At 61.5% G+C, this 14,751-nt stretch carries 16 protein-coding genes; 8 read left to right on the top strand and 8 right to left on the bottom strand.

What is annotated here, in order from left to right:
* Nucleotides 1–92: 92 nt before the first annotated feature.
* Nucleotides 93–1,739 (bottom strand): GMC family oxidoreductase N-terminal domain-containing protein, encoded by a 1,647-nt coding sequence (locus L8K08_RS25845; RefSeq protein ID WP_242200812.1) that lies wholly within the window; start codon nt 1,737–1,739, stop codon nt 93–95.
* Nucleotides 1,740–1,894: 155 nt separating this feature from the next.
* Between L8K08_RS25845 and L8K08_RS25840 the strand changes: the two genes are divergently transcribed.
* The gene (locus L8K08_RS25840) at nt 1,895–2,788 is read left to right on the top strand and encodes a LysR family transcriptional regulator (protein WP_145163415.1); all 894 of its coding nucleotides are present in this window, start codon (nt 1,895–1,897) and stop codon (nt 2,786–2,788) included.
* A gap of 178 nt (nt 2,789–2,966) precedes the next feature.
* Here L8K08_RS25840 and L8K08_RS25835 read toward each other — a convergent pair whose 3' ends face one another.
* The 4 genes from L8K08_RS25835 to L8K08_RS25820 form a co-directional block, all read right to left on the bottom strand.
* A complete protein-coding gene (locus L8K08_RS25835; RefSeq protein ID WP_242200809.1) occupies nt 2,967–4,826 on the bottom strand; it encodes a DUF3857 domain-containing transglutaminase family protein in 1,860 nt (619 codons plus the stop codon).
* A 147-nt stretch (nt 4,827–4,973) separates the two neighbouring features.
* Complete coding sequence (locus tag L8K08_RS25830) at nt 4,974–6,074, bottom strand: DNA alkylation repair protein (protein WP_242200806.1); 1,101 nt, start codon at nt 6,072–6,074, stop codon at nt 4,974–4,976.
* Between the two features lie 16 nt (nt 6,075–6,090).
* Nucleotides 6,091–7,437, bottom strand: a complete 1,347-nt coding sequence (locus L8K08_RS25825) for a glutamine synthetase family protein (RefSeq protein WP_242200804.1) — start codon at nt 7,435–7,437, stop codon at nt 6,091–6,093.
* Nucleotides 7,438–7,448: 11 nt separating this feature from the next.
* Entirely contained in the window at nt 7,449–8,006 is a 558-nt protein-coding gene (locus L8K08_RS25820; protein ID WP_242200801.1) for an XRE family transcriptional regulator, read from the bottom strand.
* On the opposite strand from L8K08_RS25820, the gene L8K08_RS25815 reads away from it, so the two are divergent.
* From L8K08_RS25815 to L8K08_RS25805, 3 genes are all read left to right on the top strand, one after another.
* Nucleotides 8,005–8,412 carry a DUF4440 domain-containing protein gene (locus tag L8K08_RS25815; RefSeq protein ID WP_242200800.1) on the top strand — a complete coding sequence of 136 codons (408 nt, stop codon included), beginning with the start codon at nt 8,005–8,007 and terminating at the stop codon, nt 8,410–8,412. The genes L8K08_RS25820 and L8K08_RS25815 overlap by 2 nt on opposite strands.
* A gap of 90 nt (nt 8,413–8,502) precedes the next feature.
* The gene (locus L8K08_RS25810) at nt 8,503–8,811 is read left to right on the top strand and encodes an RcnB family protein (protein WP_106579940.1); all 309 of its coding nucleotides are present in this window, start codon (nt 8,503–8,505) and stop codon (nt 8,809–8,811) included.
* Nucleotides 8,812–8,887: 76 nt separating this feature from the next.
* Nucleotides 8,888–10,081: an MFS transporter gene (locus L8K08_RS25805; RefSeq protein ID WP_242200798.1), complete on the top strand. Its 1,194-nt coding sequence runs from the start codon at nt 8,888–8,890 to the stop codon at nt 10,079–10,081.
* On the opposite strand, the gene L8K08_RS25800 is transcribed toward L8K08_RS25805, so the two are convergent.
* The 3 genes from L8K08_RS25800 to L8K08_RS25790 all read right to left on the bottom strand — a co-directional run bounded on the left by L8K08_RS25800 (nt 10,044) and on the right by L8K08_RS25790 (nt 12,210).
* Nucleotides 10,044–10,316, bottom strand: a complete 273-nt coding sequence (locus L8K08_RS25800; protein WP_145163427.1) for a DUF1652 domain-containing protein — start codon at nt 10,314–10,316, stop codon at nt 10,044–10,046. The genes L8K08_RS25805 and L8K08_RS25800 overlap by 38 nt on opposite strands.
* A 14-nt stretch (nt 10,317–10,330) precedes the next feature.
* Entirely contained in the window at nt 10,331–10,582 is a 252-nt protein-coding gene (locus tag L8K08_RS25795) for a CsbD family protein (protein ID WP_242200796.1), read from the bottom strand.
* 131 nt (nt 10,583–10,713) lie between these two features.
* Complete coding sequence (locus tag L8K08_RS25790; protein ID WP_242200794.1) at nt 10,714–12,210, bottom strand: helix-turn-helix transcriptional regulator; 1,497 nt, start codon at nt 12,208–12,210, stop codon at nt 10,714–10,716.
* A 172-nt stretch (nt 12,211–12,382) separates the two neighbouring features.
* Here L8K08_RS25790 and L8K08_RS25785 point away from each other — a divergent pair, with 172 nt between their 5' ends.
* The 4 genes from L8K08_RS25785 to L8K08_RS25770 all read left to right on the top strand — a co-directional run bounded on the left by L8K08_RS25785 (nt 12,383) and on the right by L8K08_RS25770 (nt 14,615).
* Nucleotides 12,383–13,351, top strand: a complete 969-nt coding sequence (locus L8K08_RS25785) for a hypothetical protein (RefSeq protein WP_106579945.1) — start codon at nt 12,383–12,385, stop codon at nt 13,349–13,351.
* A gap of 42 nt (nt 13,352–13,393) precedes the next feature.
* Nucleotides 13,394–13,597, top strand: coding sequence for a hypothetical protein (locus tag L8K08_RS25780; protein ID WP_242201039.1), 204 nt, complete (start codon nt 13,394–13,396; stop codon nt 13,595–13,597).
* Nucleotides 13,560–13,670 (top strand): AraC family transcriptional regulator, encoded by a 111-nt coding sequence (locus L8K08_RS25775; protein ID WP_242200792.1) that lies wholly within the window; start codon nt 13,560–13,562, stop codon nt 13,668–13,670. The genes L8K08_RS25780 and L8K08_RS25775 overlap by 38 nt, the downstream gene beginning before the upstream one ends.
* Before the next feature lie 324 nt (nt 13,671–13,994).
* Complete coding sequence (locus L8K08_RS25770; protein ID WP_242200790.1) at nt 13,995–14,615, top strand: hypothetical protein; 621 nt, start codon at nt 13,995–13,997, stop codon at nt 14,613–14,615.
* Nucleotides 14,616–14,751 lie beyond the last annotated feature (136 nt).

Raw genomic sequence — 14,751 nt, 5'->3', positions numbered from 1 at the left:
TCACAGTGATTATTTATTGTTGTTCCACTGTCGGCGCCAACCTCGGCGCCGGTTGTCTCTGTGCAGGCGCCGGCCAGCCGGACGCCTGCAGGTCACGCGGGTGTGGTCATTTCTCTTTCCGGGGCAAGATTCCTTGTGTTCGGCGAAAGGATCAACTGCGCAGCCTTCTCCGCAATCATCAGTGTAGGTGAGCAGGTGTTACCCGACGTGATGCGTGGCATCACCGAGGCATCGGCGATGCGCAAACCCGGCACGCCATGTACGCGCAGTTGGGCATCGACCACGGCGTCTTTGTCGCCGCCCATGCGGCAGGTGCCTACCGGATGGAAAATCGTCGTGCCGATACGCGCGGCGGCTTCGTGCAGTTCCGCTTCGGTCTGCAATGAATCGCCGGGCAGGTATTCCACCGGCTTGAACTGGCTCAAGGCTGGCGCGGCGACGATGCGGCGGGTCAGGCGAATCGCGTCGGCGGCCACGCGCAAATCCTGCGGATGGCTGAGGTAGTTGGGCCGAATCAACGGCGCATCTGCCGGGTTGGCCGAACGGATGTCAATACGGCCGCGGCTTTGCGGGCGCAGGTCGCAGACCGAAGCGGTAAACGCCGGGAACGCATGCAACGGTTCGCCAAAACGCTCCAGTGACAGCGGCTGCACATGGTATTCAAGGTTGGCCGAGGTCTGTTCCGGGCCGGAGCGGGCAAACGCGCCGAGCTGGCTGGGCGCCATCGACAGCGGGCCGCTGCGGTCATACAGGTAGCGCAGGCCCATGCCCATTTTGCCCAACAGGGTGCCCGCGATCTGGTTCAGGGTGCGCGCGTTTTCCAGTTTGTAGATCAGGCGCAGTTGCAGGTGATCCTGCAGGTTGCCGCCCACGCCGGGCAGTTCATGTACCACGTCGATGCCCAATGGTTTGAGCACATTGGAAGGGCCGATCCCCGAGCGTTGCAGGATGCCCGGCGAGCCCACGGAGCCGGCGCACAGCACGATTTCCTTGCGCGCTTTCCAGCTCATCTGCTGGCCGTTCTGACGCCCGAGCACCTGGGAGGCTCGGCCGTTTTCCAGCACCACGCGGTCCACTTCGACCTCGGTCAGCACGGTGAGATTGGGCCGCTGGCGGATCGGCTTGAGAAACGCCTTGGCCGCATTCCAGCGCACGCCAGCCTTCTGATTGACCTGGAAGTAGCCGCAGCCCTCGTTATCGCCCCGGTTGAAATCGCTGATCGGCGCGATGCCGCTTTGCGCCGCAGCATCGCGAAAGGCATCCAGGATCGGCCAGTGCAGGCGCTGTTGCTCAACGCGCCACTCACCGCCGTCGCTGTGAAATTCCGAACTGCCGGCGAAGTGGTTTTCGCTTTGCTTGAACAGTGGCAGCACGTCTTTCCAGGCCCAGCCCGGGTTGCCCTCGGCGGCCCAGCGGTCGTAATCCTGGGCCTGACCGCGCATGTAGATCATGCCGTTGATCGACGAGCAGCCGCCCAGCACCTTGCCGCGCGGGTAACTCAACGCACGGCCTTGCAGGCCTTCCTGGGCTTCGGTCTTGAAGCACCAGTCGGTGCGCGGGTTACCGATGCAGAACAGGTAGCCGACGGGAATATGGATCCAGGGGTAATTGTCGCGGCCGCCAGCTTCGAGCAGCAGCACGCGGTGGGCGGGGTTGGCGGACAGTCGATTGGCCAGCAGGCAGCCTGCGGGGCCGGCGCCTACTACCACGTAATCGTATTCAGCAGCTGCAATGGGCATCTGAGGTCTCGCTTGTTTTTCTTATTGGCTCCATCCTAGTTGTTAGTTTTCGTCTTAAAAATGTTAGTTTTTACCCAGCTGCTGTGCGTTTTTAAACAGTGCCTATAGCCGCTGCGATGAGCGCAGCTGCTGACTGTCCACGCAAGGGAGGCGATATGTTCGACTGGAATGACCTGCGGTTTTTTCTCGAATTGCAACGCAGCGGCCGCTTGCTCACCGCGGCCCAGCGCCTGAAAACCACGCACGCCACCGTCGCCCGGCATATCGAGGCCATCGAAAAGAGCCTGGGGACTGCGCTTTTTGTGCAGCACGCGCAGGGCTACGAGCTGACGCCGTCCGGTGAAGCCTTGCTCAAACACGCCGAGGCCATGGAAAACGTCGCGTTGCTGGCCGAAGACGAACTCACCCATTCCGCCGCGCCCCTGGGCAAGATCCGCCTCGGCGTGGCCGAAGGGTTGGGCGTGATGTTTCTTGCCAGCCGCATGGGTGGGCTGTTTGACCGCTACCCAGGTTTGGAAGTCGAACTGGTGGCCGTGCCGCGCTTCGTCAGCATTCTTAACCGGGAAGCGGAAATCAGCATTCACCTCGAACGCCCCAGCGTCGACCAACTTGTCACGCGCAAACTCACCGACTACCGCCTCGCGCTGTACGCCAGCCGCGCGTATCTGGACCGCAACCCGCCGATTGAAAAGCGCGAAGACCTCGCCGTGCATGCATGGATCGATTACGTCGATGACCTGCTGTTCAGCCAGGAACTCAAATTTCTCAGCAGCTTCTGCCGCAACCCCAAAGTGGTGTTCCACAGCACCAGCGTGATCGCCCAGCACCAGGCGGCGCGCTCGGGGTTGGGCATCGCTGTGTTGCCGTGCTTTATGGCGGCGGGTGACCCGGACCTGGTGGCGCTGCTGCCGGCGGAGGGCATTCAGCGCAGCTACTGGATCAGCTCGCGCCGGGAGCTGCACAAGTCAGTGCGGCTGCGGGTGTTGTGGGATTACGTGGTGGAGTTGTGCGCAAGGGAGCAGGGGTTGCTGCTCGGCGAATCCAGCTGAAGAAACCGGATCAGCCTGCAACACGGCATCCCTCAGATGGCATGAGATCCAAATGTGGGCGCTGGCTTGCCTGCGATGCAGACGCCTCGGTAGATCAGGCATAACCAGTTGCTGCCATCGCAGGCAAGCCAGCTCCCACACAAGCCAGTTTCCACATTGAATTGCGTTGACGCTGCCTTCAGAGCTTCACCACCTGATGCACCTGCTCGGCACACGCCCGCGCCTCGTCAATCATTTTGCCAAACGCTTCGCTGGCGACCTCGGCGTGAGTCAGCCAACGCGTTTTCTGGCTCAGGCGATAGTGATACCGCAGCCCGTCGTCCGTACGCTTGCCGTCCAGGTCCAGGTCGTACCAAGGCGAGCGCACCTGGCAGCCGGGGATGGCTTTTTCCATCTTGCCGCCGGTCAGCGTGAAGCTGTAGTCGTAGGTCTGCGGGTTGCCCAGGTACAGGTCGGCCTGTTGATGGTGACGGCGGTAGTTGATGAAGCCATCCCAGCGCCCTTTGAGTGACTCATCGGTATAGACGTAGTCATTCGCGAGTTTTTCCAGGGCACGCTGGTCGTTCAGGGTGGCGCGGACGGTGTAGCCGTCGTGCACCACAAAGGTCGTGGGTTGGCGGGTGATCTGGCAGTCGCTGGTCTCGTTGCCAAAATGCGCGCAGAGGTTCTGGTCGGTGGCGGTGGTGCCTTGTTGGCGGTCAGCCACGCTCATTTGCATCAGCGGCAGGCGGCCGAAGGTGATGGTCGCCTGGGTGGCACCATTGCCCTGTTTGTCAAAGTGCACCTCTTTGTCCAGACGCAGAGTAGTTTCGGGGCGCTCCAGCGGGATCTGTTCTTCGCGCACCAGCCCCTGAGCGTTGTTGACCAGCACCCAGCGGTCCTGGATGTCGGGCAAGGTCTGGCCTGGGGCAAACACCGGGTTGGTCGGGTCGAGCCACCAGACCTGGCCGTCCACTTCGGCGCGCACGATCGCGTGGTTCGGTGCGTTGGTGCCGGGGATCAACAAGGCGTACGCCACGTCGCCGCGGCTAACCCAGGCGGTTTCAGCCTTGATGCCGCTGGCCTTGAGCATCGCCGTCAGCAGGATCGCGAGGTCTTTGCAATCGCCGTAGCCGTGCTGCTCGATTTCCGCGAGGTTGAACGGCACGTAGCCACGCTCTGTCGCGCGCCAGTCGCCCAGGTAGCGGTAGTGATCGTTGATGTGCTGCATCAGCGCGGCGACCTGTTCCGCCGGCGCCAGGCCACTGGCCGCGGCCACAGCGGCGGCGGCTTGCGCAGGCAGCCTGGCGGCAAGTATCTGGTTGTAGCGCTGAGCGAAATCACCGAAGTACGCCTGGCGATCCAAGGTGCTGCCCGCTTCCAGGCGCGGAATGCGCTGTAGCGCAGCGCTGGACGATTCGTTGATGTAGTTGAGGTAGGTCGGGGCTTTTTGCACCACGTCCAACGTCTTGCCATTGGCCGACGGGGTTACGGTGAAACCGTCGAACAGCTCACTGCGCCACTGAATCGGCCGTTCGGCGGTAAAGCGCGCCTTGACGTGGTCGCGACGGAACGCGCTGGGGCCGAAGGTGAGGGCATAGTGAAACTGACTCACCAGCGGCTTGGCGGCGAGATGTTCGCGCACGGTGTAGCGAATCTGTGTGCCCACGCGCAGGTTCGGGAAGGCCAGGGAGGTCTGCTTGTCGCGGCTGAAACCCTGGTCCGGGTTGGGCGCGGTGCGGGTGTCGATTTGTGCGGCGTCCAGTGCGACCGGCTTGGCGCCAGGCTGGGTGGACTGCGCGCTTATGACCTCGAAGGTGTCGCCTTCGGCGTAATCGAAGTCAATGCGCGAGAGCATTTCGCGGCCGTTGGGTGTGAGGATCGTGTAGTGCTGGGTGGTGGTGCAGTCGGTGCTGGCGTCGCGGTTGAAGTGGCAATGCAGCTCGGTGTCACTGGCCAGCGGGGCTTCGGCCATGGGTTGCAGGGCGGCGTTAACAGAATGGGTAACCAGCCCCAGGCTGATGACAATCAAAGAGCGGTGAAACGGAAAACGGTGCATTGGCGCCTCGGGTGACACATTGAAACAACTGCCCAACGGGCAGTGAGAAGGCGCCGGATGATAATGGATCGCAACAACAAAAACCAGGATTGTTCGACAATTTATCTGGCTGAAAGGCCCGTGCTAGAGCCTTTTGCTTGATTTGAGTCAAGGCTTTCGCAGTTCAAACTCCGCGCTGCCGAGCTGCTCGCCGTTGACGAGCAAACGCACCCGATGCGTGCCCGGGTAGTGCTTGCGCGTGGTCAGTTCACGAATAGGGTGTTCGCGCCGAATGCTGTGGTGTTCGCCCGCGTCCAAGGTGAATGCCTTGAGCTTGAACACCTTGGCCGCACTGTGGCCGGCGCTTTTTACATAGTCGATGGCGTAATCCACCACCAGTTTTTGTGGGGCGGCCGCGGTGGATTCGAGGCTGAATGACAGCGTGATCCGTTCCCCCATGTTGATCACGGCTGGCGTGACGGCCAGGTGATGCATCTTCACCTCGGCCTTGGCCCCGGCGCCGATGATCGTCAGTGCGCGGGTGTTGCCTTGCTTGATCAGGTTGCGTAAGGCGTGGCGGGCGATCCAGGCGGTGTGCGGGTTGTCCAGGTTCCAGCCTTCGATCAGGCCGAGTACCCATTCCGGATGGTCCTTGGTGATGTCGTTGAGGTGGTTGGCCACCGACTTGCGCACGTACAGGCTGCTGTCGGCGTTGAGGTTGTCGAGGATCGGCGCGCACAGTTCGGGGTTGGCCTGCACCTCGGCCAGGCGAAAAGACCACGGCAGGCGAGGGCGCGAGCCTTCGCTGGCCAGGCGGCGCACGTGTTCGTTGGCATCCAGCGACCATTGCTGCATGACCGCCAGGGTGCGCTGGCAGTCGTTCAGCAAGAAAGGGCGGATGGCAAATTCGGCAGAGCCAAAAGTGGTGAAGTACTTCAGCGCGGCCATGGACCGCCTGAAGTCACCCTGGCCGTAAGTTGCCACGTAGTGCGGCAGGCACAGGCAGACAAACGCGCTGTTCAGGCGCGGGGCAAGGGCGTAAAGCAGCGTGAGCGTTTGCGCGTAATCCAGCGCAATCACGGCGTGCAGGCTGTCGCTGACCCGCGCCACGCGCTGCATCACCGACAACTCGGCAAGCCCGGCCTTGGCGTGCTTGAGAAAACCCTTGGCGTCGAACGCCGGGTACACCGCCGACATCTCGCGGGCGATGTGCTGCAGGCGTTCGGCGTTGAAGATTTCCTTGAGGGCTGGCGCACTTTGCTCGGGCATCGGTGCTTCCTGAGTGTTAGAGAAACCAGCGGTATTCCCGCGCGTTGATCTCGTGTTGAAAAGCCAGATGGTCCTGGCGTTTGTTCTCGCAATACACGTCGACAAATTCTGCGCCGAGCTTATCGCGCACCACCGGCTGATGTTGCATGGCGCGCACGGCGTCGAGCATCTCAAGGGGAAATTCGGTGCCGCTGAGGCGGTCTTCGTTCAAGGGCGCGATGGGTTCTTGCCTGGCTTCAAGGCCATGCTCAAGCCCTGCCAGGATCGCCGCCAGAACCAGATACGGGTTGGCATCCGCACTGGCCAGGCGGTGCTCGATGCGCAGGTTGCGCGGGTCTGACTCGGGAATGCGCACGCACGCATCGCGGTCTTCAAAGCCCCAGCTGGCACGGGTCGCTGCGTTGACCGTGCCACCCAGGCGGCGGAAGGCGTTGTGGTTGGGCGAGAAGATCGGCATGCAGTGCGGCAGCAATTCCAGGCACCCGGCCACGGCATGGCGCAGCGGTTGTTGCTGGTGCGCGGCGAGCAGATTATTGCCCGCCGCGTCGTAGAGGCTGACATGCACATGCATGCCGCTGCCGGGAAATTGCAGGTAAGGCTTGGCCATGAAGCTGGCACGGTAACCGTGCTTGAGCGCCACGCCACGCGTGCTGCGGCAGAACAGGGCGGCCCAGTCGGCGGCGCGCAGGCCGTCATCGAGGTGGCCGAAATTGATTTCGAACTGGCCCGGGCCGATTTCGGCGGTGATCACCGTGATGTCGATGCCCTGGTCCTTGGCGGTTTGCGCCATGTCGTCGAGCACCTCGCTGAAGCGCGACAGCCGCTCGATATGCAAGTTGGGCTGGTCATCGGCGTCCTCGCTCAGCGGGTCGCGGGCGAATTGCGGCAGGCCGTTGTCGAGTTTTTTGTCGAACAGGTAGAACTCCAATTCGAAGGCCATCACCGGATGAATGCCCTTGTGCTGCAGGCGTTCGAGCACCTTGGCCAGCACTTCGCGCGGTTCGAACTCGATCGGTGCCTCGGTGCCGTCCGAGGTGATCAGCATCTGCCCCAGCGGCTGCGACTCCCAACTCACCGGCTTGAGCGTGCCTGGCACCAGACGGCGGTTGGCGTCCGGATCGCCGTCGTGGAAGCAATAATCACCAATCTTGAACAGCCCGCCCTGCGCGCCGAGCAGCACGGCGTTTTGCGGCAGCTTCAGCGGGCTGCCGGCGGCGACTTTTTCCAGCATGTCCACCGGGTAGCGCTTGCCGTAGAAGTGCCCCGGAATGTCCAGGGCGATCAGGTCGACATAACGCACCTCGGGGTGGTTCTGGCGAAAGCTCCGTACTTCGGCCAGCAACGTGGAAGACTGGTTTTTCACAGGTGTTGCTCCTAGTTGTAAACCCACAGCACGCGGGCGGGCAGGTCAGTCAGGTTGGCGTAACGGCAATGGGCGAAACTGGCCAGGTGGAAGCTGTCGCCAGCGCCAAGGGTGACCGAGTCCGGCTCGCCTTCCACCCACAGCGTCAACTCGCCCTCCAGCACAAAACCGGCCTGCTCGGCGCGGTCGCTCATGGTGTGTTCACCGCTGTTGGCACCGGGCGCGAGCAGGCTGTCGAGCATCGAAAAGGCGCCGTTCATGCTCGGCGAGACCAGAATGTCGGTGATGCCATTGGCGTAATACACCGTGCGCCGCTCGTTGGGGCGCGTGACCCAGTCCACCGCCTTGGGTTTGGGCAGGCTGTAGAAGTAGGTGGTGGGCACGTCGAGGGCGTGGCTGATGGCGGTCAAGTCCGCCACGGTGGGGCGCGACAGGCCACGTTCGACCTGTGACAGGAAACCCACCGAGCGCTCGATTTTTTGCGCAAGTTGCGCCAGGGTGAGTTTCTTGTGTTTGCGCAGGTCGTGGATCAGCGCGGCCAGGGTGGCGAGTTCTTGTTGTTGGGTCATGAAATTTATGTCGAGAAATTTCATGAAAAATTACAGGATTAATTTCATGGGGGCAAGGCTGATGGATCTTGAAGCGCATCTGTTTTCGTTAGAGCAGGCGCTGCAGCAGAGCACTACACGCAGCGATGCCGCGCAGCTTGAACGTTTGCTGGCGGATGACTTTGTCGAATTTGGCGCCAGTGGCAATGTCTGGGGCAGTAAGGCCGAAGTGATTGCCGGGTTGCAGGATGAGGCTTTCAGTGCGCGCCGCATGATGGAGTTTGCGGTGAAAGCACTCAGTGACGGGGTGGCGCTGGTGACTTATCGCGGTTACCGCGAAGGCGTCGGGGAATCGTTGCGCAGTTCAGTGTGGCGGCAGGAAGAAGGGCAGTGGCGGATGGTGTTCCATCAAGGCACGCCGGTGTAAACCCTCGCCACAAGGATTGAAGGCGGGCTGAATGATTCCGCGCGCCTGCGGTCCGAACCTGGGTACGCATCATTCATTGAAGGAGCACCCATGAAGTCCAAAACCCTAGCTGCTTGCCTGTTGCTGACCGCGGGCCTGTCCACCGCCAGCTTTGTCGTGCAGGCCGGTGATACCCCGCAGGAAACGGTGAAGCCTTCGAGCATCAACGCACGCGATTTGAAAGAAGGCGACCGCGCCCCGGACATGCTGATGCGCAAGGAGTCGGCGGTCAGCGACTGGAAGAAACGCGGCCTCAAGCAACCCGAAGAAGACAGCCAATGGGCCCGCGTGGGTGACAAGTTCGTGCTGCTCAAAACCACCAACGGCACGATTCTCGAGATCACGCCCGTCAAGAAATGACCGGTCTTTTTTGCCTGCTCTTGCGTTAAGGTAACCGACCCTACAGGTCGCGTTACCTCAAACGGATGAGAGCAGGATGCTTGCCACCATCAGAAACTACCCGCGCACCGTTAACCTGTTGCTGTCCGCCACGTTACTGCTGACGTTGGCCAAGGCCATTACCTTTCCCTACCTGGTGATTTACCTCACCCGTCACTTCGGCCTCGACATCACTCAGGTCGGGTTGGTGATCGGCAGTTCGCTGATTGTCGGCTCATTGCTCAGCGTGTATGGCGGCTTTCTGGTGGACCGCGTGAACAGCTACAGGCTGTTGTTGGGCTTGAGCGCGCTGTTTGTGCTGGGGTTTATCGGCACCGTCGTGGCTCAGGGCATCTGGCTGTTCTACAGCTGCCTGATCCTGATCAACCTGGCCTATGCCGTCATCGACATCGCCATCAAGGCCGGCTTCGCCAGCTTGCTGCCCGAAGACGCGCGCAGCGAAGTGTTTTCCATCAAGTACACCCTGACCAATATCGGCTATGCCGTCGGCCCGTTTTTTGGCGCGATGGTGGCCAAGGTGGATATCAGCTTGCCTTTCGTCCTCTCGGCGCTGCTGGGCCTGGGGTTTTTCCTGCTGTACTGGCGCTGGGGTGATCGCAGCCTGACCAGCGTCGATGCCACGCACAAACCGCTGGCGTTTCTCGCTGTCGGCCGTGTGCTGCTCAGCGACCATCGCCTGGTGTGTTTCACCTTGGGTGGCGTGCTCAGTGCAGTGGTGTTCGGTCAGTTCACGGCGTATCTGTCGCAGTACCTGGTGACAACTACCACCGCGCAATATACCTACACCGTGATCAGCGCCGTGCTCACCACCAACGCCGTCCTGGTGATTGCCTTGCAGTATGTGATTGGCCGGCGCATCTCGCACCGCCACCTGAGCCAGTGGCTGATCGCTGGCCTGGGCATGTTTATGCTGGGTGTGATTGGGTTTGCCTTGGCCACCAGCGTGCTGTGGTGGGTGCTGGCGATGGCGGTATTTACCGTGGGGGAGATTATCGTGTTTCCGGCCGAGTACATGTTTATCGACCGAATTGCCCCTGACCACCTGCGCGGCATGTATTACGGGGCACAGAACCTGTCCAACCTGGGCGCCGCGCTGGGGCCGGTGTTGTGTGGGCTGGTGTTGGCCAGCCTGCCGGCCCACTACATGTTTTACATGCTGGGGGCGTTTACCGTCGGTGGCGGGGTGTTCTATTTCATGGGTGCGTCGCTAAAGGCAAATCATCCAACGTAAGCTTGCCGACGTTGTTGCTTTGCAATTCGTAGCGCAACTCTTCCACCATCTTTTCCACTTCCTGCGGGGTCTGCAGCCGATTGGTGCTGATCCCGGTCACCACCAGGTCGACCCGGCCGGTTTGGGCGTCGAACACCTTGAGGGTCAATGAAGCGTCCCGGCACAAGGTGAACTCGCAGGTCAGCGGCGACAGGCCTTCTTCGATGCAATTACGCAATTGAGAAAGGGTGAACATCTTGCTCAGGCTCCTCAACGACGGCGCAGCAACAGGCCTACCAGCAGGCCTGCACCGGCGACAACGGCGACGGTAGCCAGCGGTTTATTGCGGGCGAAATCACTGACTGTATCCAGCGCGTCGCCATAGGTCTGCTGCAGTTGCCCGGCGGCCTGGCGCGCAACGCCTTCGGCTTGCAAGTGCTCATCACCGGTCAGGTCGCCAAGAAAACCCTGGGCCTTGCCTGCAACTTTCTCGACGGCGCCTTTGACTTGTTCGCTTTTCATAGTGCATTCCTTCAAGAGATCAAACCAATACGGCACGGGACTCAAAGCCCTGTGCCCACCCTTCAAGGTTAAGCACCTCGTTATGCGCAAATAAGGCGAATTTGCACCGGTCGTACTAGTGCATTTGCACTTTATTTTTTGCTTTTTACCCGTAATTCCCCGGCAAACAGCCCGCGTTCACGGGCCCAGACGATCGCCGCACTGCGGCTATGCACCCCAAGCTTGGAGTACACCGTGGCCACATGGTTACGCACGGTGTTCGGCGCCAGTTTCAGGCGCGAGGCAATCTCCTTGTCGGCCAGGCCTTCGCAGATCAAACCCAGCACATCGCGTTCACGGGCCGTCAGGTCGGTGAAGGCCACGTTCGGCAAGTTGGGGCTGTTGACGCTCTTGGCGTTGGCCAGTTTCTCGATCAGCGTCTGGCTGAACCAGGAGGCGTCCTGCATCACTTCCTCGATGGCCGCCACCAACTCCAGCTCTGAGCGTTTGCGTTCGGTGATGTTCATCATCACCAGCAAATAGCACGGCACATCCTGGATCAGCACGGTGTCGGCGGAGACCACGCAATCGATCACCTCGCTGCCTTTTTTGCGCACCTTGAGGTCCAGGCCGTCGAGGTTGCCGGCTTTTTCCAGCGTCGCAAACAGTTGCGCGCCTGCCTGGGGACTGTCGATGAAGTGAATCTCGTCGATGGTCTTGCCGATCAGCTCTTCACTGGTGTAGCCCGTGATGTTCATGAACGCTTCGTTGATATCCACCACCTGCCGGTTGGCGGCGCTGCACACCAGGGTCGGCACCGGCGTCAGACGGAACGATTTGGCAAAGCGCTCCTCGCTCTGGCGCAGGGCAATTTCCGCCTTGCGCCTTGGCTCCAGGTCGGTGAAGGAAAACAGCATGCAGTCTTCCTCGTTCATGTCCAGCGGCTGGCCCGCGACGATCACCAGCTTGCTGCCGCCTTCGGGCAGGCGCAGCTCGGCCTGCATCTGCGGGATGGTTGCACCTTCGCCCAGGCGCTGGACGGCCAGGTCCTTGCGCTCGGCCTGCTCCAGCACGTCCAGTTCATACACCGAGCGACCGATGACCTGATCGCGGCTGTAGCCGGTCATTTCCAGAAAACCCTGGTTGACCTTGATATAGCGCAGGTCGCTCAAGCGGCAGATCACGGCGGGCGCCGGGTTGGCGTTGAAGGTTTTCTCAAAGCGCTGCTCGGCGCTGGCCCACTCGGTGGCGTCGCTGAGGATCAGCACCAGCAGCTCGGGTTCGCCCTGAGTGTCGGTCAGCACCAGGCTGCGCAAGCGGTGCACCCAGCTGCGGTTTTCGTCGGCGGCGGGGGTGACTTCTACCACCACATCGCTGAACTCTTCACCGGCGGCCACGCGGCTGAGCGGGTAGCTGTCCAACGGCAGCGGATGGTTGTTGCGATAGCGCAGCGCGAACCGCTTGGCGTATTGCGCAGTATTGACACCCAACGCCTCGACCTCGCTGACCCCGTGCATGGTCAACGCCGCTTCGTTGGCCCACAGGATGGTCTGGTCAACCTCGGCCAGGATCACGCCGTCGGACAGTCCGGAGATGATCTGCTGCAATTGGCGGCGGTTGGTTTCTTTGGCAAGAACGTCCTGGGTCATGGTCTCTCCGGGGTATGGGCGCATGGCAATTACGACACTTGGGCTCGAGGATAGTGCAGAGAAATAGCCCGGTGCGGGGTGCGAATGCACCAGAAAGCCTGGTGCATTTGCGCGAGGACGGCCGTCCCTGCGCTCGCCAGACTAAAACGGTCAACCACTCAAAGGATTAATCATGACCACTGTCTATGAAACCAATCGTTCACCGTTTCGCGTGTCCTGGAGCTCTGTGCTGGCCGGTAGTGCAATTGCCCTGGTGACCTACCTGGTGCTCAGCGTGCTGGGCACGGCCATCGGCGCGAGCGCGGTCGACCCGATGCAAGCCGGTAACCCGTTGCGTGGCTTCGGCACGGGCGCCGGGATCTGGCTGTTCGTGTCGACGCTGGTCGCCATTGCCGTCGGTGCGTTTGTGGCGGGGCGTACCGCGCCGGATCGCGGCGGCTTGCATGGCGTGCTGACCTGGACGCTGACCACGCTGTTCACCACCTGGCTGCTGGCGGCGCTGGCGTCAAGTGTGGTGGGCACGGCAGGCAATGTTGTCGGCAAAGGCCTGTCGGCTGCCGGCAGCGGCATCGCCGCCGCAGCGCCAGGCATCAGCGACAGCGTCAAGCAGCAGCTGGACGAGCAGGGCATCCACCTGGATTGGAACAGCCTGCAAGGCCAACTCGACACCTTGCTCAAGCAAAGTGGCAAGCCTGAACTGGACCCGGCCAATGTCGAGCAGAAAACCGACCAGGCTGCCGCCGATGGCAAGCAAACGGCCACGGATGCCGCGACCAACCCGGCCCAGGCCGGTGATCAGCTCAAGCAGTGGTTCGAGCGCGTGAAAGCCTCCGGTGAACCTGCGTTGAATGCGGCGGATAAAGACGCGCTGGTCAACATCGTTGCGGCTCGTACCGGCAAGAGCAAAGAGCAAGCCACGCAAATCGTCGACAACTATGCGCAGGCTTATCAGCAAGCCATGCAGAAGGTCGATGAGCTCAAGCAACAGGCCGAGCAGAAGGCCCGTGAAGCGGGCGAAGTCGCCGCCAAACAGCTCTCGCGTGCAGCCTGGAGCACCCTGGCCATGCTGCTGTTGGGTGCGGCCCTGAGCTTCTTCGTCGGCCGCACGGCGTTGACCACACGCCGCGTACCTTTGGCTTAACCGTGTCAGCGGCAGGGACGCCGCTTTTCACTGACACCAAACATGCGAGTGTCAGCGCTCCATTCCCGTGCAGTGCCTGAGCATGGCGTGTTGGGCTTCAAGGACGAAGACAGCGGGCGCAGCACGTCGGTGCTCGACCGCCAGTTCGTGTGCGTGCCGCCGCAACGCAGCCATTCTTCCTCATCACTCACTGCTGCGGCATACGCGCATGTCGGTTCTGGAGACCGCCAACAGCGTCGGCTATGAATCACCGTCGCACCTGGCCCATGTGTTTCGGTGTGTGCTGGGTAGGTCGCCGGATGAGTGGCGGCGCGGCTGACATGCCTGGGTCACACTTGCCCCCACAGTTGATTGGGTTCCTTCAGTTCGATTGCCAATCTTTCATGGCCCGATTCTGCGCATGATCCGGCCGTCGCAGATTTCCCTGCGGTTTCGCCGGGACGCGGCGGGGTAGGTTCAAGGGTGCTGGCTGGGTGGGCCGGTGGAATTTGCCGAGGCGCATTCATGAACATTCGCGACAACATCACTGCTGTGGGCCAGGTGTAGTCCGCTCCCACAGGTCACAGAGCGAAGCCGATAACCTATGTGCCTGAATGAATGCGTAAAATAGCGGCCTTTTACGCGAATCACGCAAAGGTGCCCCTTGAGCGCAGGCAAAGCCGTCGGACTGTTACTCCTCACCTCAATGCTGGCGGCGTGCGGCACCTCGCCGCCACGCACGCCGAATGACCTGTGCGGCATCTTCCGTGAAAAGGGCGACTGGTACGACGCCGCCAAAGTCACGCAAAAGCGCTGGGGTGTGCCGATCCAGGTGCCGTTCGCGATCCTGTACCAGGAGTCCGGTTTCCATCAGGACGCCCTGGCGCCGCGCAAATACCTGCTGTGGATCATCCCCTGGGGCCGCGTCTCTACTGCCGCCGGCTATGCCCAGGCCAAGGATGAAGTGTGGAACGACTACCGCAAAAGCACGGGCCGCAGCGGCGCCAGTCGCCAGGACTTCGACGACGCTATCGATTTTGTCGGCTGGTACATGGACAAGACCTACACCATCAACGGCGTGTACAAATACGACGCCTACGGCCAGTACCTGAACTATCACGAAGGCTGGGGCGGTTACCGCCAGCGCACTTACGCCGCCAAAGCCTGGCTGCCGCCAGTGGCCAGCAAAGTGCAGGCGCGCTCGCAGATGTATGCGGCGCAATATGCAGGCTGCAAGGATGATTTGGGGCGGGGCTTCTGGAGCCGGTTCTGGCATTGGCTGTAAAGCCTGCCGCGGCCCTGCCACTCAGACAAGGCTCAACGATATAACCGTGGCGCGGGAACACGCGCCCTCGCCACTATCTATCTAACACCGCGCGTACCGGCCGTTCTCCATGCTGATGACTCTTTCATCGCATGGA

This window comes from Pseudomonas sp. TREG-RG-20F-10-E-6-01 (assembly GCF_022662455.1).
GTDB lineage: Bacteria > Pseudomonadota > Gammaproteobacteria > Pseudomonadales > Pseudomonadaceae > Aquipseudomonas.
The sequence above is the reverse complement of the archived record's forward strand: the minus strand, read 5'-3'. Positions and strand labels throughout refer to the sequence as shown.